Source organism: Paenibacillus sp. GCM10023250 (assembly GCF_042653205.1).
Classification (GTDB): Bacteria; Bacillota; Bacilli; order Paenibacillales; family Paenibacillaceae; genus Paenibacillus_Z.
On record NZ_JBHSHY010000034.1, the window covers coordinates 1 to 19,389 of the forward strand.

General features: G+C 65.5%; 22 protein-coding genes and 1 pseudogene. 12 read left to right on the top strand and 11 right to left on the bottom strand.

Annotated elements, in window-relative coordinates; all coding sequences use genetic code 11:
* Window positions 1-204: 204 nt before the first annotated feature.
* On the bottom strand, window positions 205-1,164 hold the full coding sequence (locus ACFPB1_RS21035) for a D-2-hydroxyacid dehydrogenase (protein ID WP_379228062.1): 960 nt from the start codon (window positions 1,162-1,164) through the stop codon (window positions 205-207).
* A 285-nt stretch (window positions 1,165-1,449) separates the two neighbouring features.
* Between ACFPB1_RS21035 and ACFPB1_RS21040 the strand changes: the two genes are divergently transcribed.
* On the top strand, window positions 1,450-2,118 hold the full coding sequence (locus tag ACFPB1_RS21040; RefSeq protein ID WP_379228063.1) for a phytanoyl-CoA dioxygenase family protein: 669 nt from the start codon (window positions 1,450-1,452) through the stop codon (window positions 2,116-2,118).
* Window positions 2,119-2,316: 198 nt separating this feature from the next.
* On the opposite strand, the gene ACFPB1_RS21045 is transcribed toward ACFPB1_RS21040, so the two are convergent.
* Complete coding sequence (locus tag ACFPB1_RS21045) at window positions 2,317-3,888, bottom strand: ABC-F family ATP-binding cassette domain-containing protein (RefSeq protein ID WP_379228064.1); 1,572 nt, start codon at window positions 3,886-3,888, stop codon at window positions 2,317-2,319.
* A 128-nt stretch (window positions 3,889-4,016) separates the two neighbouring features.
* On the opposite strand from ACFPB1_RS21045, the pseudogene ACFPB1_RS21050 reads away from it, so the two are divergent.
* From ACFPB1_RS21050 to ACFPB1_RS21080, 7 genes and pseudogenes are all read left to right on the top strand, one after another.
* A pseudogene (locus ACFPB1_RS21050) lies at window positions 4,017-4,325 on the top strand (sulfatase-like hydrolase/transferase); the annotation flags it as partial.
* Between the two features lie 119 nt (window positions 4,326-4,444).
* A complete protein-coding gene (locus tag ACFPB1_RS21055; protein ID WP_379228065.1) occupies window positions 4,445-5,683 on the top strand; it encodes a sulfatase-like hydrolase/transferase in 1,239 nt (412 codons plus the stop codon).
* Window positions 5,684-5,814: 131 nt separating this feature from the next.
* Entirely contained in the window at window positions 5,815-7,227 is a 1,413-nt protein-coding gene (locus tag ACFPB1_RS21060) for a hypothetical protein (RefSeq protein ID WP_379228066.1), read from the top strand.
* Window positions 7,228-7,393: 166 nt separating this feature from the next.
* A complete protein-coding gene (locus ACFPB1_RS21065) occupies window positions 7,394-7,720 on the top strand; it encodes a hypothetical protein (RefSeq protein WP_379228067.1) in 327 nt (108 codons plus the stop codon).
* Between the two features lie 300 nt (window positions 7,721-8,020).
* Window positions 8,021-8,215, top strand: a complete 195-nt coding sequence (locus ACFPB1_RS21070; RefSeq protein WP_379228068.1) for a hypothetical protein — start codon at window positions 8,021-8,023, stop codon at window positions 8,213-8,215.
* Window positions 8,216-8,375: 160 nt separating this feature from the next.
* A complete protein-coding gene (locus ACFPB1_RS21075) occupies window positions 8,376-8,612 on the top strand; it encodes a hypothetical protein (protein WP_379228069.1) in 237 nt (78 codons plus the stop codon).
* A gap of 169 nt (window positions 8,613-8,781) precedes the next feature.
* The gene (locus ACFPB1_RS21080; RefSeq protein ID WP_379228071.1) at window positions 8,782-9,768 is read left to right on the top strand and encodes a diaminopimelate dehydrogenase; all 987 of its coding nucleotides are present in this window, start codon (window positions 8,782-8,784) and stop codon (window positions 9,766-9,768) included.
* 233 nt (window positions 9,769-10,001) lie between these two features.
* Here ACFPB1_RS21080 and gdhA read toward each other — a convergent pair whose 3' ends face one another.
* The gene (gdhA, locus tag ACFPB1_RS21085) at window positions 10,002-11,372 is read right to left on the bottom strand and encodes an NADP-specific glutamate dehydrogenase (RefSeq protein WP_379228072.1); all 1,371 of its coding nucleotides are present in this window, start codon (window positions 11,370-11,372) and stop codon (window positions 10,002-10,004) included.
* A 323-nt stretch (window positions 11,373-11,695) separates the two neighbouring features.
* Window positions 11,696-11,974, bottom strand: coding sequence for a hypothetical protein (locus ACFPB1_RS21090; RefSeq protein ID WP_379228074.1), 279 nt, complete (start codon window positions 11,972-11,974; stop codon window positions 11,696-11,698).
* Window positions 11,975-12,242: 268 nt separating this feature from the next.
* On the opposite strand from ACFPB1_RS21090, the gene ACFPB1_RS21095 reads away from it, so the two are divergent.
* The gene (locus ACFPB1_RS21095) at window positions 12,243-13,025 is read left to right on the top strand and encodes a hypothetical protein (protein WP_379228075.1); all 783 of its coding nucleotides are present in this window, start codon (window positions 12,243-12,245) and stop codon (window positions 13,023-13,025) included.
* A gap of 99 nt (window positions 13,026-13,124) precedes the next feature.
* On the opposite strand, the gene ACFPB1_RS21100 is transcribed toward ACFPB1_RS21095, so the two are convergent.
* The 6 genes from ACFPB1_RS21100 to ACFPB1_RS21125 all read right to left on the bottom strand — a co-directional run bounded on the left by ACFPB1_RS21100 (window position 13,125) and on the right by ACFPB1_RS21125 (window position 16,135).
* A complete protein-coding gene (locus tag ACFPB1_RS21100) occupies window positions 13,125-13,499 on the bottom strand; it encodes a VOC family protein (RefSeq protein WP_379228076.1) in 375 nt (124 codons plus the stop codon).
* Window positions 13,496-13,816 carry a luciferase family protein gene (locus tag ACFPB1_RS21105; RefSeq protein WP_379228077.1) on the bottom strand — a complete coding sequence of 107 codons (321 nt, stop codon included), beginning with the start codon at window positions 13,814-13,816 and terminating at the stop codon, window positions 13,496-13,498. The genes ACFPB1_RS21100 and ACFPB1_RS21105 overlap by 4 nt, the downstream gene beginning before the upstream one ends.
* 16 nt (window positions 13,817-13,832) lie before the next feature.
* Window positions 13,833-14,279 (bottom strand): MarR family winged helix-turn-helix transcriptional regulator, encoded by a 447-nt coding sequence (locus ACFPB1_RS21110; RefSeq protein ID WP_379228078.1) that lies wholly within the window; start codon window positions 14,277-14,279, stop codon window positions 13,833-13,835.
* A gap of 352 nt (window positions 14,280-14,631) precedes the next feature.
* The gene (locus ACFPB1_RS21115; RefSeq protein ID WP_379228080.1) at window positions 14,632-14,865 is read right to left on the bottom strand and encodes a hypothetical protein; all 234 of its coding nucleotides are present in this window, start codon (window positions 14,863-14,865) and stop codon (window positions 14,632-14,634) included.
* Window positions 14,858-15,418 (bottom strand): RNA polymerase sigma factor, encoded by a 561-nt coding sequence (locus ACFPB1_RS21120; RefSeq protein ID WP_379228081.1) that lies wholly within the window; start codon window positions 15,416-15,418, stop codon window positions 14,858-14,860. The genes ACFPB1_RS21115 and ACFPB1_RS21120 overlap by 8 nt, the downstream gene beginning before the upstream one ends.
* Before the next feature lie 3 nt (window positions 15,419-15,421).
* Entirely contained in the window at window positions 15,422-16,135 is a 714-nt protein-coding gene (locus ACFPB1_RS21125; protein ID WP_379228082.1) for a hypothetical protein, read from the bottom strand.
* 226 nt (window positions 16,136-16,361) lie between these two features.
* Between ACFPB1_RS21125 and ACFPB1_RS21130 the strand changes: the two genes are divergently transcribed.
* The 3 genes from ACFPB1_RS21130 (at window position 16,362) to ACFPB1_RS21140 (ending at window position 18,512) form a co-directional block, all read left to right on the top strand.
* Window positions 16,362-16,727 carry a DUF6864 domain-containing function gene (locus tag ACFPB1_RS21130; RefSeq protein WP_379228083.1) on the top strand — a complete coding sequence of 122 codons (366 nt, stop codon included), beginning with the start codon at window positions 16,362-16,364 and terminating at the stop codon, window positions 16,725-16,727.
* Window positions 16,724-17,041, top strand: a complete 318-nt coding sequence (locus tag ACFPB1_RS21135) for a hypothetical protein (RefSeq protein ID WP_379228084.1) — start codon at window positions 16,724-16,726, stop codon at window positions 17,039-17,041. The genes ACFPB1_RS21130 and ACFPB1_RS21135 overlap by 4 nt, the downstream gene beginning before the upstream one ends.
* Before the next feature lie 112 nt (window positions 17,042-17,153).
* Complete coding sequence (locus tag ACFPB1_RS21140) at window positions 17,154-18,512, top strand: alpha-L-fucosidase (protein WP_379228085.1); 1,359 nt, start codon at window positions 17,154-17,156, stop codon at window positions 18,510-18,512.
* Between the two features lie 101 nt (window positions 18,513-18,613).
* On the opposite strand, the gene ACFPB1_RS21145 is transcribed toward ACFPB1_RS21140, so the two are convergent.
* On the bottom strand, window positions 18,614-19,249 hold the full coding sequence (locus ACFPB1_RS21145) for a 2OG-Fe(II) oxygenase (protein WP_379228086.1): 636 nt from the start codon (window positions 19,247-19,249) through the stop codon (window positions 18,614-18,616).
* Window positions 19,250-19,389 lie beyond the last annotated feature (140 nt).

The window sequence follows — 19,389 nt, forward strand, 5'->3', positions numbered from 1 at the left end:
CCGTAAGCTTCCTTCAGATTCCGCCTCGCGGCGGACACCCTTGCTTTTGGCTAACGGTAGGCGTTCGCCAGCCCCCGTTCGGGACTTTCACCCTAGAGATGACGCCCATGCTGGGCGTACACGCAAAGAAGAGGACGGCCCCGGGCGGGGTTGTCCTCTTCTGCGTTAGGATGCGACATACAGTTTGATCAGTGCGGCAATTGCTCAATACTTCTTCCCGTAGTCCACGAGATTGCGCAGCTTCCCGGGCTCGCCGGACAAGTAGATGCCCAGGTTGGCGGCGAACAGCCGGACGAGGCGCTCCACGTTGCGCGCGGTCAGACCGCCGGCGTTGTGCGGCGTGAGAATGACGTTCGGCAGCGCCCAGAGCGGATGGTCCGCGGGCAGCGGCTCCTGCTCGAACACGTCGAGTCCCGCGCCCGCGATGACGCCCTGCTCGAGCGCCGCGACGAGGTCCTCCGTCCGCACCGTCCCGCCGCGCCCGACGTTGATGAAGTACGCGCCGCGCTTCATCGCGGCGAACCGCTCCGCCTGGAACAGATGCGCCGTCTCGTTCGTCAGCGGCAAGATGTTCACGACGTAATCCGCTTCCCGCAGCGCCTCGTCCAGCCGGTCGGCCGCATATACCGCGTCCGCCTCCGGCACAGCGCCGCCCGAGCGGCGGACGGCCAGCACGCTCATGTCGAACGCGCGCGCGATCCGGGCCACCTCGCGGCCGATCTCGCCGGCGCCGACGATCGCAACGGTGCCGCCGTTCATCTCGGCCAGCGTCTCCGGGCTCTCCCAGGCGCCGGCCCGCTGGTTGCGGACGGCGGCCGCGATGCCGCGCGAGAGGCCGAGCATCATGGCGACGGCCGTCTCCGACACCGAGCGGGCGTGCACGCCGCTCGCATCCGTGAGCAGCACGCCGCGCGCCTCCAGCCGGTCGAGCGGCAGGCTGTCGATGCCCGACGACCAGCTTTGAATCCAGCGCAGCTTGGTCCCCTCCTGCAGGGCGACCTCCTTCACCTTCGCGTCCCAGCCGAAAATGATTTCCGCCTTGCGGTACGCCTCGTCGTCCTGCCCGCCCGGGCGGCCGAACGCGATCGAGACGCCCGGCGCGGCGGCGCGAACGGCCGCTTCCTGCTCCGGGGTGAACGGGTACAGACATAGCATCGTTGTCATAGAGCATTCCTCCTTGACCAATCGAAGATGGGTAAAGCGCGAGCAATCACCAGCCGCCTTCCTGCCGCTACTGATCCGCCATACACTAGCTTATGTGAAGCACCCGGATAAATCAATTGACGCGGGGAGGCGCAGCCCGCGAGGCGGACCGGGCTTCGCGGGCGCGAACGCGGCGAATCTTCGGGCAGGCGAACGGCGGCAACCGCCCCCGAAAAGAATGATTCCGCCGCTTGCCGGCGAATATCTATCTTAAGCCCGACCCGATTCCGACAAGGAGGAATGCCCATGACCGCCTCGATCAAGGACCTGTTCGACACGCAAGGGTACGTCATCGTCAAGCAGCTGTTTTCGGAGGAAGAGATCGGCCGGCTCAAAGCCGAAGCCAAGGACGTCCTGTCGCGGAAGGCCGTCGACGGCAGCGGTGTCTGCCTCGGCCTGGCCGCTGCCAGCCCGCTGTTCAAGGAAGCCGCCGCCGCGCCCCGTCTGTCCCAGGCGCTGAAGGCGATTCTCGGCGGCGACGTCGTGTTCCTGAGCGACAAAATCGTGTTCAAAAACGCGAGCACCGATTTCGGTTCGCCGTGGCACCAGGACTACTCGTACTGGCACGGCAGCCACAAGCTGTCCGTCTGGATCGCGCTCGACGACGCGACGCCGGAGAACGGCTGCCTGCGGCTCATTCCCGGCTCGCACGACGAGGCTGTGGCCCACGACGGGGAAGCGCCGGACAACAAGGGCTTCGTCTACCGGCTCGACGAGGCGAGCCTGGACGCGTCGCGGATCGTCGACTTCCCCGCCGCCAGGGGGGACGCGCTCGTGTTCCACGACCTGCTGCTGCACGCGTCGTACCCGAACGTCTCCGGCGCCGACCGCTGGGCGCTCATCTCCACGTACAAGGACGGCCGGCAGCCGGATCCGGACTATTCGTGGGCGCATGCGGCGTTCGCCTTGAAGTAGAAGTTTTGCGCTGGTCTGCGCTGGTCTGGCGCATTCATGCGCTGTTTTTGCGCTGTTTTTGCGTTATTTTTGCGCCGTTCTTGCGCGGAGCGCAAGCGCGCGAAAGGCCGGCGGCCTCCTGCTGCGAGGGGCTGCCGGCCTGCTTCTGCTTGTGCCCGAACGTGCTTGACCGCAAGGTGCGTTTCACGGCAGTCCCCGTTACAGGGACCGTTCAGTGACGCCCGTCTCGGGGTCGAATACGAGCATCTTCGTGCCGATCTTGTCGATGAAGAACCGGTCATGGCTGACCGTCACGACCGCGCCGGGAAAATGGATCAACGCCTGCTCCATGACCTGGATGCTCGTCAGGTCGAGATGGTTGGTCGGCTCGTCCAGGATGACGACCGCCGCGCCGGAGAGCAGGCATTTCGCGAGCGCGACCCGGGCCTTCTGCCCGCCGGAGAGGCTGCCGATCGGCTTGCTCAAGTCCGCCTCCGAGAATTGCAGCATGGACAGGAACTTGTTCACCTTCTTGCGCGGCGCGTCCAGCCCGAGGCCGTACGTGTTCACCGCGTGGCTCACGGTGTCCTTCGGATCGAGCTCCGCCCACATCCGGTTGAAGTACGCGAATTCGACGCCCCGCTCCCAGACCACCTCGCCGGTCTCCGGCTTCTCTTCGCCCGTCAGCGCCTTGATCAGCGTGGACTTCCCGCTTCCGTTCGGCCCCGCGATGACGAGCCGGTCCTCCTTCTGAATGTCGAAGCTCACGCCCCGGAAAATCTCACGCCCCTCGTAGCGCTGCCCGATGGCCTTGATCTCGCACAGCTTGTCCGGGAAGCGCAGCCGCTCGTAAATGTCGGTAATGAGCACGTTGACGGGGTGCGGCTCGGCACGCTTCTTGCTGTCGGCCAGCTTGCGGGACAGCCGATCCTTCGCGGCTTTGCGGCCCGCGCGGTCCTCGATGCCCTCCGCCTCCATCAGCAGCAGCTCTTCCTCCCATTCGAACTGGCGGACGAGCTCCTTCCGGCGCAGTTTCTTCTTGCGGATGTAGTCGGTATAGTTCCCGTCGTAGCTATGAAAATGGTAATTCTCGATCTCAATAATCTGCGTCGCGGCCTTGTCGATGAATTCGCGGTCGTGGGAGATCAGGATCATCGCCCCGCCGAACCGGTGCAGCCACTGTTCGAGCCACGCGATGCCTTCGATGTCGAGGTAGTTCGTCGGCTCGTCGAGCAGCACGACGTCGGGCCGCTGGACGAGCATCTTGGCCAGCGCCGCGCGGTTGCGCCAGCCGCCGGACAGCTCGTCGACGGGCTGATGCCGCGAGCGGCCGTCGAAGCCCAGCTTCGTCAGCACCGTGTCGATCTCCACCGGCACGCTCCAGCCGTCGATATGCTCCATGCGCTCGAACAGCTCCGCCTGCCGAGCGAGCAGCGCCTCCATCTCGCCGTCGTCCGCCGCCGCGCCTAGCCGCTCCGCGATCTCCTGCAGCTCCCGTTCGAGCCGCGCGGCCTCCTCGAAGCACAGCTCGAGCTCCTGCTGGGCGGACAGCGTCCCATGCAGCTCCGAGAATTGCGAGAAGTAGCCGATCCGCGCCCCGGGATCGACCTCCACCTTGCCGGACGTCGGCTCCTCCTGCCCCAGGATCAGCTTGAACACCGTCGACTTGCCCGCGCCGTTGCGGCCGATGAGGGCGATGCGCTCCCCTTGGCTCAAGCGAAAATAGATCTCGCGAAAGATCAGCGCGTCCCCGTATTTCTTTGTCACGTTCTCCAATCGTATGACGCTCATGTCGTTCCCCTCTCCCGTCCCGTTACCGCCGGTCTCGTCCGATTATACCACCTCCGGGACGTTTCCGCGTATTCCGGGCCGCCGCCGCATACGCTTAGGGAAGAACTTTGCTCGCGGAGGCGATTCCCATGGACCGTGCCAAGCCGAATATCCTCGTGCTGCTCGTCGACGAGGAGCGTTACCCGCCCGTCTACGAGACGCCGGCCGCCCGGGAGTGGCGCTCGCGGCACCTGGCGGCCCGGCGGCTGCTGCAGGCCCACGCGCTGGAATTCCACCGGCATTACATCGGCAGCTCCGCGTGCTCGCCGAGCCGCGCCACCCTGCTGACCGGCCAGTATCCGTCCCTCCACGGCGTCACGCAGACGCCCGGGATCGCGAAGGAGCCGTTCGACGCCGACATGTTTTGGCTGGACGCCAATACGGTGCCGACGATGGGCGATTATTTCCGCGCCGCCGGCTACCGGACGTATTATAAGGGCAAATGGCATGTTTCCTTCGAGGACATCATCGTCCCGGGCACACACCGGAGCGTACCGAGCTATGATCCCGCCACGGGGTGCCAGTCCCGGCGAAGGAGGCCCTGTACGCCCGCGCCGACCGCCTCGGCCGCTACGGCTTCGCCGGCTGGATCGGCCCCGAGCCGCAAGGGCGGGATCCGCGCAACTCCGGCTCCTCCGCGGCGGCCGGCCTGCCCGGCCGGGACGAGGTCTATGCCGCCGAGACCGTCCGGCTGCTCGAAGCGCTCGCGCGGGCGCGGCGCGGCGGCGCGCATCCCGAGCCGTGGCTCGTCGTCGCGTCCTTCGTCAATCCGCACGACATCGTGCTGTACGGCGCCGCGACCGCGCGGATGCGGCGCCTGTTCCGGTTCGAGGCCGGCCCGTCTGTCCCGGATATTCCCCCGGCCCCGTCGGCAGGCGAGACGCTCCAGTCGAAGCCGCGCTGCCAGGCGAGCTACCGGGACATCTACCCGCTCGCGCTCCAGCCGATCGGCGACGAGCCGTTCTACCGCCGGCTGTACTACCAGCTGCAGGAGAACGCCGACCGCCGGATCGCCGCCGTACTGGACGCGCTAAAGCGCTCGCCGTTCTACGAGGATACGATCATCGTCTTCACGTCGGACCACGGCGAGCTGCTCGGCGCCCACGGCGGCCTGCACCAGAAGTGGCACTGCGCCTACGAGGAGGCGCTCCGCGTGCCGCTCCTCATCCACAGCCCGCGCCTGTTCCCGCAGCCGGCGCACAGCCATGCGCTCACCAGCCACGTCGACCTGCTGCCGACGCTGCTCGGGCTCGCGGGCGTCGACCCCGAAGCCGTCCGGCAGCGGCTGCGGGGGCGCTTCAGCGAGGCGCGGCCGCTCCCCGGGCGGAATCTCGCCCCGTACGTCGGAGGCGGGCGGCCGCCCATGATCCCGGACGACCCGGTCTACTTCCTCACGCTGGACGATCCGACGAGGGGACGGCACCAGGTCAGTCCGTTCGGCCGCCCGTACCCCGCGGTCGCTCAGCCGAACGGCGTCGAGACGGTCATCGCGGCGGCCGGCGCGGACGGACGTAAGCAGCTGTGGAAGCTGAGCCGCTACTTCGACAGCGCGCCCGCTCTGCCGGGCGGCGGGCGGGCGCCCGTGCCGGACGAATACGAGCTGTACAACGTCACGGAGGATCCGATGGAGCTGCGGAATCTCGCGCATCCCGCATTCGCGGACGCCCGCTCGCGCGCCGCCCGGGCGGAGCTGCTGCAGCTGCTCGCGGACCAGCGGGCCCGGAAGCGGCTGACGCCGGAGACAAGCGACGCCTGAATAAATGCCCCCCTGTCATCCCAATTATGGAAATCATGTAAATCCGTGATTGACACACGATTGCGAATGGTAGTATATTCCTACTAAATTGCTATGATTTAACACCATTATTCGATGCAGGGGGAATAGTCATGACCGTTACCTACTCGACCCGCACTAGGGCGCTGCTCGCGTCCGCGCTCGCCGCGACGCTGCTCGCCGGCAGCCCGGCCGCGGCGTTCGCGGCCGCGCCAGCAGCCGAGCCGGCCGCCGTCCCGATCGCCACGCCGATCGCCGCGCCAGCGCCGGCCGCGGCCAAAGAAATCGCCGCCTCGGAGTACGCGGCGTTTCTGAAGGACAAGTTCGGCATTACGCTCTCCGCCGGCATGAGCCGCGGCGAATTTTTCCTCGACCTGGCCCGCGCTGCGCGGCTCGCGCCGGCCGAAGACGCGGTCGCGTTCAAGGATCTGCCCGCGGACAGCCCGTACTACGACGCCGCCCGCGCGCTGTTCCAGACCGGCGTGCTGGCCACGGATACCGTGAACGCCTCGAATACGCTCATCGCCGTCCATGCCGTGCAGGCCGCGGTCCGCGCCGCCGGGCTCAAGGAGCTGGCCTATACGTACCCGAAGGCCAAGGCGGAGGCGGCCGTCGCCAAGCTGCCGATCCGCGCGGCCTCGCTGGACGCGAAGACCGTGCAGGAGCTCGCCGCCGCCATCGACACCGGCCTGCTGCCCGCCGCTTACTACGGCCAGCTGAAACCGGGCGCGGCCGTCTCGGCGGACCTCGCGAACGTGCTGATCGGCAAGGTGCTCGTCTTTAAAGGGCAGTACAAGCACTACATCGGCTGCGTCAGCGACCCGGACATCTACGCGCAGCTGTCGGACGCCTACGCGGAATCCGCCATCATTCAGGACGAGCAGCTCCAGAAGGTCGTCGATACCGCGCTCGAGCAAGGGCTGGTCACGGGCTACAATCTGAAGGACAGCCGCTTCGAGCCGAACTTCGTCGAATCGCTGACGCTCGTGTACGGCCATTCCGATCTGAATCACGCCTTGCAGCTGATCGGCCTGCTGCGCGGCGAGGGCATCGACGCGAAGGTGCAGTTCGAACCGAAGACGTCCGCGTTCGTCTACCTGAAAGAGTGGGGCGAGCCCCGCGTCTCGGAGCAATACGAGGTGAAGCAGATCGCGAACGGCAACTATATCGAGTACGCCAAGGAATACGACATCGCCTTCGAATTCGCCGCCGCCGCCGACAAGAATCGCTTCAACGGCATCATTAGCGCGTACGCCAAGAAGAACGAGGAGAACCAGACCGGCCTCATCGCCGGCTCGTGGTGGCAGCCGCTCTACTATTCGCTGACGCCGCTCGCGGACTACAAGGAAATCACGAACAACAAGATCCAGCTCGGCCGCTACTACGCGCAATCCTTCTCGCTCAAGGAGCAGTCCAAGGCCGTCGTCGACGGGTTTAAGCAGGTCGATCCGGCGGTGAAGGTCGAGACGTACGACTTCTGGACCGACGTGCCGTTCTATAACTACCTGAACGGTGAATCGTTATAAGGGCCAGCCGCGCTCGCGGCAGCGCCTCCGCACTCGCGGCAAGAGCCGCCCATCTATCCGATGGGCGGTTTTTTGTGATGTTCGGCGCGCTGCCGCCATGGGCTGTAACCCCGGGCTGGGCGCCTGCATAGACTGTTCCATGCTTGATAACGGAGGTCTGCCAACCATGAGTTCGCAAAAAACGGCACCGCAGGAGCTGTCGCCGCTCTATCAATGCGATTCCAAGGTGCATCACACGCTGAAGGCGGTCCACGACCATCTGCACAAGCTCTGCTGCGACCACACGCATCGGCTGGTCAAGATGGAAACGATGGACGGCGACGTCTTCGAAGGCCACATCGTCCACTGCCACAAGGGCATCGTCTACATTTGCCTGAACGACGAAGGGTCTCATCGCGCCTTCTTCCCGGGCACCCCGTTCCTGTATCCGTACTACAACCGGTTCATCCTGCCGCTCGTGCTGTTCAACCTGTTGACGATTTCCCTGCTTTAAGCGCGCCGCGCGCCATCCGTCCGACAAGGAGTGATTCGTATGGCATTCATGCCTCCATTCGGTCCGCCGCCAGGCCCGCCGGGCCCTCCATTCGGCCCGCCAGGCCCTCCATTTGGTCCAGGCGGTCCAGGCGGTCCGCCATTTGGTCCAGGCGGTCCAGGCGGTCCGCCATTTGGTCCAGGCGGTCCAGGCGGTCCGCCATTTGGTCCAGGCGGTCCAGGCGGTCCGCCAGCCGGCACGCAGCCTCCGACGGCGCCGCCGCCGCAGACGATTCCGCCGAAGCCGCTGTCCGCGGGTCTCTTGGCCGTCGATCCCGGCGCCATCGCCGGCTGCCGGTTCCGCTACACGTACATTTGGCCGCGCAGCGGTCCGGGCTTCTGGTTCTACCCGGTGTTCGTCGGCCGCACGTCCGTCTCCGGCTTCCGCTGGAACGGCTTCTTCTGGATGTTCTCCGGCTTCGATCTATCGCGCGTCGAATCGTTCACATGCATCTAACCTGTCCCGTCCGACTCCGGCAGCTTCCGCGCCCCCGAGGCCGAAGCCTGCCGGTTTTTTTCGCGTTATTCGTTTATTTCCATGTCGTGGCGGCTGGCATCGGACGAACCGGCCCGGCCATACACTTGCAGGAGAGACGGATGCAAAGGCGGGGGATGCATTGGGAAGCAAACGGGAATTCGTGGTCGTGGTCGTGCCGCTGTCGGAGATCAAGAAGTTCATCGCCATCGACCTCGTCGGCGGGACTGCGCTTTATTACCTCATCAAGCTGCCGCTGCATTCGGTGCTCTGGGCCATGGCCGGCAGCATGGCCGGCCCGATGCTGATCCGGCTCTCGCTGCGCAAGCGCCCCGCAGGCGAGACGGCGAATCCGGCGCCGCGGCGGATCGGCAGGTAAAGCAGCCGGAGCAGGCGGACGTTCGGGGAAATCCGGGATAAGTACAGCTCCGCGGAGCCGCTCTCCGGCATGTACATAGTTTACATCTCATGTAATCTCTATATACTGGACTATAGCGGTTTCACCCCCATGGGAAGCCAGATTCGCACTTATCGAGGAGGATCTATTCATGCAGCATACGATCAAGCTGGGCATCGTCGGGTACGGAAACTTAGGGAAGGGCGTCCGCAAAGCCATCGAACAAAACCCGGACATGGAGCTGGTCGCGGTCTTTACGCGCCGGACGCCGTCCGAGCTCGCAAGCGGCAACGCCGGCGTGAAGTTCGAACCGATCTCCGCCGCCGAGCGGTACAAGGGCATCATCGACGTCATGATTCTGTGCGGCGGCTCCGCGACGGACCTGCCGGAACAAACGCCGCAGCTCGCGAGCCTGTTCAACACGGTCGACAGCTTCGACACCCATGCCAACATCCCCGCGTTCTTCGAGGCGGTCGACGCCGTCGCGCGCAAAGCGGGCACGCTGAGCGTCATCTCCACCGGCTGGGATCCGGGCCTGTTCTCGCTGAACCGGCTGCTCGCCGAGGCGATTCTGCCGCAGGGCACGGACTATACGTTCTGGGGCAAGGGCGTGAGCCAGGGCCACTCCGACGCCATCCGCCGCGTGCCCGGCGTGAAGGGCGGCGTGCAGTACACCGTGCCCGTGCAGGCCGTCATCGACCGCATCCGCGCGGGCGAGACGCCGGCGCTGTCCACGCGCGAGAAACATCTGCGCGAATGCTACGTCGTGGCGGAGGAAGGCGCGAACCGGGACGCGATCCGCGAGGCGATCGTGAACATGCCGAATTACTTCGCGGATTACGACACGACCGTGACGTTCATTACGGAAGAGCAGCTGCATAACGAGCATCAGGGCATGCCGCACGGAGGTTTCGTCATCCGCAGCGGCATCACCGGCGAAGGCACGAAGCAGCTCGTCGAGTTCGGCCTGAAGCTCGAGAGCAATCCGGAGTTCACCGCCAGCGTGCTGGCGGCCTGCGCCAGAGCGGCCGTCCGCCTGCGCGGCGAAGGCGCCGTCGGCGCCAAGACGGTGTTCGACCTTCCGCTCGGCTACCTGTCGCCGAAGTCGCCGGAGCAGCTCCGCCGCGAGCTGCTGTAGGACGCGGGCCGTTTCTGGCGGGCGCAGGCCGGTATTGGCGGCGCAGACCGGTATCGACGCCGGTTATAGACACCGGCTTCGAAGCCCGCTTCGCTTCGACGGCGGCAATCCGCATCGAACCCGGCGGGGTCGTCGAGCGAAGCCGTGCCCGCCGACAACGCAAAAAGCCTTGTCCCCCCTCAGGGAACGGCAAGGCTTTTTGCGTATGGAGCCGGCTGCGCGCGGAGCCTGCGTCAGACGACGCCTTGGGCCAGCATGGCGTCGGCGACGCGCAGGAAGCCGGCGATGTTGGCGCCCGCGACGAGGTTCCCGGGCTGGCCGTGCACTTCGGCTGCGCGCACGCACGCCGCGTAGATGTTCCGCATGATCTCGTGCAGCTTCGCATCGACTTCCTCGAAGCTCCAGGAGATGCGCATGCCGTTCTGCGCCATCTCCAGCGCGGAGACGGCGACGCCCCCCGCGTTGGCCGCCTTGGCCGGCCCGAACAGCACGCCGTGCCGGTGGAAGACGTCGATCGCGGCCAGCGTCGACGGCATGTTGGCGCCTTCGCTGACGGCGGCGACGCCGCCCGCGACGAGCCGCTCCGCCGCCTCCTCGCCGATCTCGTTCTGGGTCGCGCACGGCAGCGCGATGTCGCACTGAAGCGTCCAGATGCCAGAGCAGTCCTCGACGTACTCGGCGTTCGGGTGCTCCTCGACGTAATCGCGGATCCGCCTGCGCTCGACTTCCTTCAGCCGCTTCACCGTGTTCACGTCGATGCCGTGCGGATCGTAGACGTAGCCGTTCGAATCGCTGCACGCGATTACCTTCGCGCCGAACTGCACAGCCTTCTCCATGGCATAAATCGAGACGTTGCCGGAACCGGAGACGACGACCTTCTTCCCTTCGAAGCTCAGCCCCTTGGACTGCAGCATCTCGCTCGCGAAGTAGACGCAGCCGTAGCCGGTCGCTTCCTTCCGCGCCAAGCTGCCGCCGTAGCCGATGCCCTTGCCCGTCAGGACGCCCGCCTCATAGGCGCCGCGCAGCCGCTTGTACTGCCCGAACAGGTAGCCGATCTCCCGCGCGCCGACGCCGATGTCCCCGGCCGGCACGTCGGTGTCCTGGCCGATGTACTTGTACAGCTCCGTCATGAAGCTCTGGGCGAAACGCATGATCTCCCCGTCGGACTTGCCCTTCGGGTCGAAGTCGGAGCCGCCCTTGCCGCCGCCGATGGCCTGCCCGGTCAGCGCGTTCTTGAAGATCTGCTCGAAGCCGAGGAACTTGACGATGCTGGCGTTGACGGTCGGATGGAAGCGCAGGCCGCCCTTATACGGGCCGATGGCGCTGTTGAACTGTACGCGGAAGCCGCGGTTGACCTGCACCTTGCCCCGGTCGTCGATCCAGGGCACGCGGAACGTCACCATGCGCTCCGGCTCGACGATTCGCTCCAGGATGCCCTGCTCGGCGAGCTTCGGACGTTTCTCGAAGACCGGAATTAGGGAATCCAGAATTTCCTGGACGGCTTGATGGAACTCGCTCTCATTCGGGTTGCGGCGGACGACGGTCTCGTAAATCGACTGCACATAGCGCGCGGCATGCGTATCTTGGCGGACTGCGGTTGACATAATAGCCTCCTTGATGAATGGGATTTGCACAAATCGTCAGATTGTTTGCACTTATTATCAAGGAATGATAGAGAATCGAAGGCGATATGGCCAATTCAATTTTTTTGTCCCCGCGATTAAAAATCCCAATCGAAAACTGGAAAGGGAAACCTTGACAGCCCTCGCAGCCCCGGCGGCCATGTCAGCACGAAAAATTATGCGCGCGAAACCTGTCATTTCGACAGCTCTCGCCCAAAAGCTCCCCGCGCACGCGAAAAAAGCAGAGCGCGGCCGCGGCCGTCCTCTGCTTCCTTGCCTAGCGCCGTGTCCCCGCTCCGGGAACGTCAGCCGATATACCGGATCGCCGTCCCATAGGCGTGCACGACCGCGAGCGATGCGGCGGGCGTGACCAGGACGCCGATTACCGCGTCGCACTCCGGGATCGCGCCCCCGGCGCGCCCGAGCCGCTGCAAGACGTTGAGCGGCGAGCCGTTGCCCACTTTGCCGGAATAGACCGTGCACAGCACCTCGTACGGCCGCGGCAGCGTGTGCACCGTATAGACCGGCACGACCCGGGCCTGCTCCGGCTGGGCGAACGCGGCGTCCTTCTTGTTACCGAACATGGGCCATCCTCCCGCGTGTCAAAGTCTCCTCTATTATAGCATCCCGTGCTCGTTTTGCATGCTGCTCTGGCAGGCACGGCACGCCTTCCCGCGCGTTTACGAACTCTTCATGCAGGAAGTTCGGCCTATGCCGGCGAATGGTTAGGGCACAATAGGACATTGTTCGCGTTGGAACATCGTTCCCGCTTCTTTACGCGCTTCTACCCGTCTTGCTTCTCATTCTCGCGCTTCTCATTCCACCAAAGAACGGATGATCGCCCTGGAACCCTTGCCTATCAGACCGGCGAAGCGCAGACGGACCCCGGCCGGCCACTGGATCGCGGTCCTCGCGCTGCTGCTCGTCCCCCTGGCGGTCGGACTGTTTTTCTACTTGCCCCGCTATTACAGCTTCACGGCGCCGGGGGACATCGTGTCCGTCCGGGACATCGGCGTGAAGGGCAGCGTGCACTTCGTCTACGTGCGGGAGGGCATCGCCCGCAACCGCTATGAGAAGTACGCGCTCGTGAGTTCCTTTCCGGGCGCGGAGTTCACGCGCGTCGGCGCGTCCGAGGAAGAGGCGTACGGCGACCGGCTCGACGCCGAGCAGGACATGAAGAACGACACGATCAAGCACGCGGTGGACTCGGCGGCGGAGCTGGACGGCAAGCCGAGCACGCCGGACCAGCGCGAGAGCCTGCTGCAGGCGCTGATTGGGCAGACCGCACAGTATTACGGCGATTCCATCGGCCTCATGCTCGGCATCGGGCTGTACGAGGAATCGCACGGCCTGGACTTCTCCCGGGACGGCCGCTATACGATCGCCGGCACGGGCACGCTCGAGGCGGACCAGACGGTCGGCCCGGTCGGCGCCATCCGCGACAAGCTGCGCACGGCGGAAGCTGAAGGCACCGATCTCTTCTTCGTGCCCAAGGACGAAGCGAATTCCCCGTATATCGGCCCCAGCAATGAGGAAGAAGCCCGGCAGGCGGCCGAAGCGCTGCACCTGCGTCTGCGCGTCGTGCCGGTGGCCACGCTGCAGGAGGCCATCGCCTGCCTGGAGACCCTCCCCTAACCCGCCATGACGGAGCGAGAAGCTAGCAAGAGCCGGCAAGCCCCCCAATCATGAGCGGCTTGCCGGCTCTTGCTTCGGTGAATCGCGTCCCGTCCGCCGCTACTCGCGGTAGTAGGGGAGCACCCAGCAGACGCCGTTCCGGTCGGCGACGATGGCGAGCAGGCCGTTGAACGGCGCCTCGTACGGCTCCGTCAGCACGCGGCCGCCGTCCGCGAACCGGCCGTAGACGCTGCGGAAGCCGTCTTCCGCGGCGAGCTTCAGGAAGACCCGCACGTAGTCGCCCTGCTGCGCCGGCCTCGCCGCCTTCGTGTCGGCGAACTTGAGCGTGCAGCCGTCCACATGCAGGTCCGCGTTGAAGACGTCGTCCCCCTGCTTGCGCAGAATCGTAATCTCCCCGCCGAGCACGTCCCGGTAAAATTCGATCTTCTCCTTGCAACGATCCACCACGATAAACGGTTGCGCCTCCATGATCATGCTTCCGTCTCCCCTTTCCGCAGGCGTTCGTAATTGGCGCGCGCGATCTCCGCGGCATGCGCCTCGTCTTCCTTTGTCCTCAGGTATACCGACACCCAGCCCGAATCCGGATAGATGTGATGCGGCTCTGCCTTGCCGGCGGCGATCCAGGCGTCCCTCTCTGCCCGCGGCAGCGGCGCGTCGAAGAGCTGCTCGCCGTGCAGATGCCCGATTTCCTTCCCCGCGACCCGAAACTCGATCCCGCCGTACCGATGGGGCTGCGACGATACCCCTTCCCATGCCAGCAGCACATCGGCTAATGTCCCGTTCGAATCCATGCGCAATCGCCTCCCGTTATCGGCTTACGTTGCGCAGCACCTTCTTCAACAATCCGGTCATGAGCGCGTACTCTTCGTCCGTGATGCCCTCCCGGGCAATGTCCCGGACGCGGTTCAGCCCTTCCTGCACCTTCGGCACGACCGCCCGGCCGGCGTCCGTCAGCTCGAGCAGGTGGTAGCGGTTGTCCGCAGGATCCGGCTCCCGGCGCACGTAGCCTTCGGCCTCCAGCTTCGCGATCGCCTTCGCGGTCGTCGTCTTGTCGATGAGCAGCTCCTCGCTCAGCGCCTTCTGCGTCGTCTTCTTCCCGGCGGCAATGGCCATCAGGAAGATATACTGGCCGCTGCCGATCCGGTAGGGCGCCAGCTCCGCGGCGATCAGCATCTGCATGTGGCGGTAAATCGCCGAGATGTACTTGCCGTGCGACGCCATCGGGCCCGCGTCCGCTCTCCAATCCGTGTCCATATAGTTCACCTGCCTTTCATATAGTGCAACTAATTGGCTGTCTGCGATATAGAATGTTATTGCAACTAATTGCAGTATATGCCGTATAGGATGGTATTGCAACTATTAATTGGCGGGGAAACGCAAAAAAGCAGAGCGACGATCCGCTCTGCCTTGCCCCGGCGTGCCGGCTTCGGCCGCTCTCGGCGCCGTTACCGGCACGCCTTGCCGCGTGTCGCGGACGCCGCGCTGTTCAGCGACGGCCCCGCTCCGGCCAGCCCGGCGCCGATGCCGGCAGCCGCGCGTCGCGGACGCCGCGCTGCTCAGCGGCGACCCCGCTGCGGCCAGCCCGTCGCCGCTCCGGCCGCGGCCGCTACACCGCCTTCGGCCACGCCGGGTGCGGCACGGTGCCGTTATGATACGGCACGCGCTCGTGGAATGCGCGCCACCACGCGTACCCCAAGTCCCCGGACAGGACGACCGGCTCCTCCGGCAGCGCGGGCTCCGCCAATCCCAGCTCGGCCCAGAGCCCTTCCGCCCATTCGCCCAGCAGCCCGTCGAGGGCCCGCTCCTCGTCGGGATTCAGCCGCTGTTCGTCGTCATGCATGCTCGTTGACCTCCCTCCCCGCGCCGGCCGGCGCCGTCTCGATCAGCCGCAGCCCGTCGGCGAGCAGCTTCCTTGCCTGCGAGATTTTGTAACGCACCGTGCCCGCCGGCAGCCCCATAGCGGCGCCGATCTGCACGCTGCTCAGCCCGCCGAGCACCTTCATCAGCAGCAGGCCGCGCAGCTCCTCCGGGAGCCGGCCGATCTGCGCCTCCAGCTCGCGCATCCGCTCCCGGCCCGCCAGCACGCCGGACAGGTCGCCGGGCGCCGCGCCGGGCGCCGCGCCAGGCCCCGCTTCCAGCCGCTCCTCCGCCCGCTTCCGGTTCGCGCTGCGCCGGTATTGATCCTTCAGCCGGTTCGAGGCGACGGCGAACAGCCAGTACAGCCGTTCATCCGCCGGCACCGCCGCGACGGCCTCTATCCGGTTCCACGTCTTCAGGAACACGTCCTGCAGCAGGTCGGCCGCCAGCTCCCGATCGTTCGTCCGGGCGAGCAGGAAGGCGAAGATCGGCTTGGCGTGCGCGGCGTACAGCTCGCGGAAGAGCGCCCGGTCCACAGGCTACGCTCCTTGCGAGCCGGCTTGGTCGTCCGTGGCGACGATATCGCCCAGCTTCGTCTCGGCCAGCAGCTGCACGAGCGGAATCAGCGGCTTGGGCGCCCGGACCGTGCCGAGGATGACCAGCTCGCTGACCTTCGCTTTCATGAGCGCGGCGTCCACGTCGGCCTCGAACTCGCAATCGCCGAGCACGACCAGCGTGATCGGCTGGTCGAGCAGCTCCAGGAACGCGCGGGAGTACGATTCGCGGTCGAGAATGACGCGCGGCACAGCGCCTTTGTAGTAGCACACCTGGCCCATCATCCGCGTCAGGGCGCCGGACAGCGCCGATTCCGACGACTTGGGCGCTATCAGCTGGCCCATGACGATCATCTCGCGGTACCCGACCGCGTCGATGCGGGACGTGATGAGCGCCTGCCCCGCCACGACGAGGATATCGTCGGGTGATCCGCCCGCGTTCGCCAGCGACTCCCCGCTGAGCGAGATTTGCCCGGTGAATACCTTCAGCTTGCCGCTGCCCGCTTCTTCCGGGAGCTGCAGCGTGGAGCCCACGTTCTTCTGCGGAATCCGCATTACGGCATCGGCCAGCGAATTCGGCACGATCATGAGCCCCACGTTATGGATCAGCGAGATGCCCGCCAATCCTTCCGCCGTCTTGCCGGTCAAATCGAGTACCCCTAAGTTTTCGATCGTCGACCCTTGCACAGCCTCGCTCATTCCCAAACGCCTCCATTCGGTTAATGGCTTACAATCAGGATAACGACGGTACTCGCCAACCGTTGGCGATTTCCCGCCGTCCGCGCAAAAAAATTTCGGCCCGCCCGGCACCCGCAGCTTCCGGTCTTTTCCCGCCCGCGCTCCCTTCCGTGGCATGAACCCCGCCCCGCGCTCGTACAATGAAAGCAGGAAGCTCGTACGACTGACCGTTACGGAGGGATCGCTGATGAAAATAACGTCCGGCGGCTTCGAGGTCGCCTACCACGGCCGCGTGTTCGCGTACGGGATGAACCCCATCGAGGTCGTGCTGTCGGAGGAGAACGATCCGCTGACCTTTGTCTTCTGCATCGAGCATGACCCGGAGCGCGGCGACTATATGACGGACATCCGGCTGGTCCGCTATAACGAAGTGCGCATCGCGTGCGTCAATTTCCCGCGGGGCAAGCCGACCGGCGCCCCGGATATGATCCATCTCGGCGTGCTGCACAATCGCAAGCTCTCGCTGCGCTACGAGGCGACGATCAGCTACGACGCGACGTCGTGGGCGCTCGCGTTCACGTTCTATTCGGGCGAGGGGGTCGACAGCCCATGAACAAAATCGAGCTCCAGGACCCCAAGGTCGCGAGCAAAATCATCGCAGCCAACGCGGAGAACGACAAGCGCAAGGCGGAACTCGGCTTCCTCGGCCGATTCTTCGGCTCGGGGGAGAACGTCCGCCTGTACATCGTGGGCACGATCGCGCTCGGCGTGCTGCTCATCGCCCTCGTCTACACGCTCACGCCCGACCGGTACCGCTCGCCCGATCTCGGCCTGAAGGACATGTGGACGCTCATCGTCATCCCCGTGGAATCGACGATCATCGGCTATCTGATCGGGTCGCGGTCGAAGGAGAACGGGAGCGGCTGAAAGCGCGCTCAACGCGTTCGTTTCATCCCCATAGACCTTAGCTTCGTGCCTATACGCCCCGGGACCGCCGTTGGTAGACTGGTTGTATCAAGACCATAACATTCGGGGAGGCATGAGGCGAATGACGACGCAATCGTATATCGAGCAGCGAACGGAACGGACGAGATGGTTTCTGCACGACCGCTTCGGCATGTTCATTCATTGGGGCTTATACGCGATACCCGCGCGCGGGGAGTGGGTGCGTAACGCGGAGCGGATCACCAGCGAGGCGTACCAGGCGTACTTCGACGACTTCAACCCCGACCGCTACGACCCCAAGGCATGGGCCAAGACGGCGAAGGCGGCCGGCATGAAGTACGCGGTGCTGACGGCCAAGCATCACGACGGCTTCTGCCTGTTCGACAGCGCGCTGACCGACTACAAGTCGACCCGCACGAAGGCCGGGCACGACCTCGTCCGCGAGTTCCTGGACGCCTTCCGCGCGGAAGGGCTGAAGGTCGGCCTCTACTACTCGCTGCTGGACTGGCATCACCCGGACTATCCGGCCTACGGCGACCGCATCCACCCGATGCGCGACAATCCGGCGTACAAGCGGGAGCCCGGCAGCTTCGACCGGTACCTCGACTACATGCACGGGCAAGTCCGCGAGCTGCTGACGAATTACGGCAAGCTCGACATCATGTGGTTCGATTTCTCCTACGACGAGCTGCGGGGCGAGGCGTGGCGGGCGAGCGCGCTGATGGAGACGATCCGCGCCGTGCAGCCGCATCTCATCGTGGACAACCGGCTGGACGCGAGCGGCGAAGAGGGCGGCTCGATCTATTCGGAGCAGCCGACCCCGTACGCGGGCGACTTCGCTTCGCCGGAGCAGATCATTCCGCCGCGCGGCGTGACGGACCGGGCCGGCCGCTCCATTCCGTGGGAAGCGTGCATCACGCTGAACAACAACTGGGGCTACAGCGCGGCCGACCACGTCTACAAGTCCGCCAAGACGGTCATCCGCAAGCTCGTGGAATGCGTGAGCAAGAACGGCAACCTGCTCCTGAACGTCGGGCCCGACGCGAAGGGCGAAATCCCGCAGCCGTCGCTGGACGTGCTCGAGGAGGTCGGCCGCTGGATGCGCCGGAACGGGGACAGCATCTACGGCTGCGGCCCGGCCGATCTGCCGAAGCCGGAATGGGGCCGCTACACGCAGCGCGGCGACAAGCTGTACGCGCATCTGTTCGAGGAGAGCATCGGCCCCGTCAACCTCGCCGGCCTGGCGGGACGGATCAAGCAGGCGCGGCTGCTCGCCGACGGCTCGGAAGTGTTCGTGACGCGTCCGTGGAATGCCGCCCTGTACGAGCAGGACGCCTTCTTCAACTTCGCCCGGCCGGAGCACTTCACGTACCCGCTCCCGGACGAACGGAATACGGTCGTCGAGCTGACGCTGACCGGGGAAGACGGGCAGGCGGCGAAGCAAGACGGCTGACGCGGCATCCTCCATATCGGCTATATCGGCTATATCAGCCATATTGGCCGCGACAAAACAACCGCCCTGCGATGGGGGCGGTTGTCTAATTCGGCCTGCCGCTACAGCTCCCGGTACCGCTGCCGCCGCATCCACTGGGTGGCGATCCACTTCTCTCCCGCCGCTACGGGCGCGCCTGCGTGCAGCGTCAGCTCGTTCAGCCGCGGGTCCCGGTAAAAATATTCAAAGTACACGGCGTTGCCCTTCTTCGGCGCCACCGCGAAACGCAGCTCCGGAAACGCCGTCTCCCCGCCTTCCTCCACGTCGTTCAAGTACATGATCATGGTGCTGATCCGATTGTTCGCGACCTGGTCCGCCGTGAAATAATCCAGGTGTGGCCGGTATTCCTCGCCGGGCCGGTAATGCAGAATCTGCAGCGGCTCGGCGTGGGCGGCGGGTACGCCCATCAGGCTGGCGAGCCGAAGCTCGATCGCGCGCACCCATTCGTTCTCGTTCTCCTCGAGGAACGTGCCGCGGCCCGTGCGGACATCGCCGACGGCGCGGGTCCGGCCCGTTCTCGCCCGCCGCATGCGGTCCCGGGCCAAGCCGATCAGCGCATCGCACTCCGCGCAGCTTAAGACATGCTTCAGGATCAGAATCAGCGGCTCGTCGATCCGGCCGAGAATCGGGATCTCCCGGTCCGCGGCCCGGAGGGTATTGCCGGCTGCCTGCAATATCGACTGCTCCCGTACGGTCATCGTGCCCATCTCCCATCGCGAGAATCGTGATCACGTATGCGCATTCGCCGCTGTCAGACATTGGATGTGTTCTTCGCGTTATGCCGAAACTCTTTCCGCCGCGGACGACCGGAAGCGCCCGGCCCGCCGCCTCGCCGAGC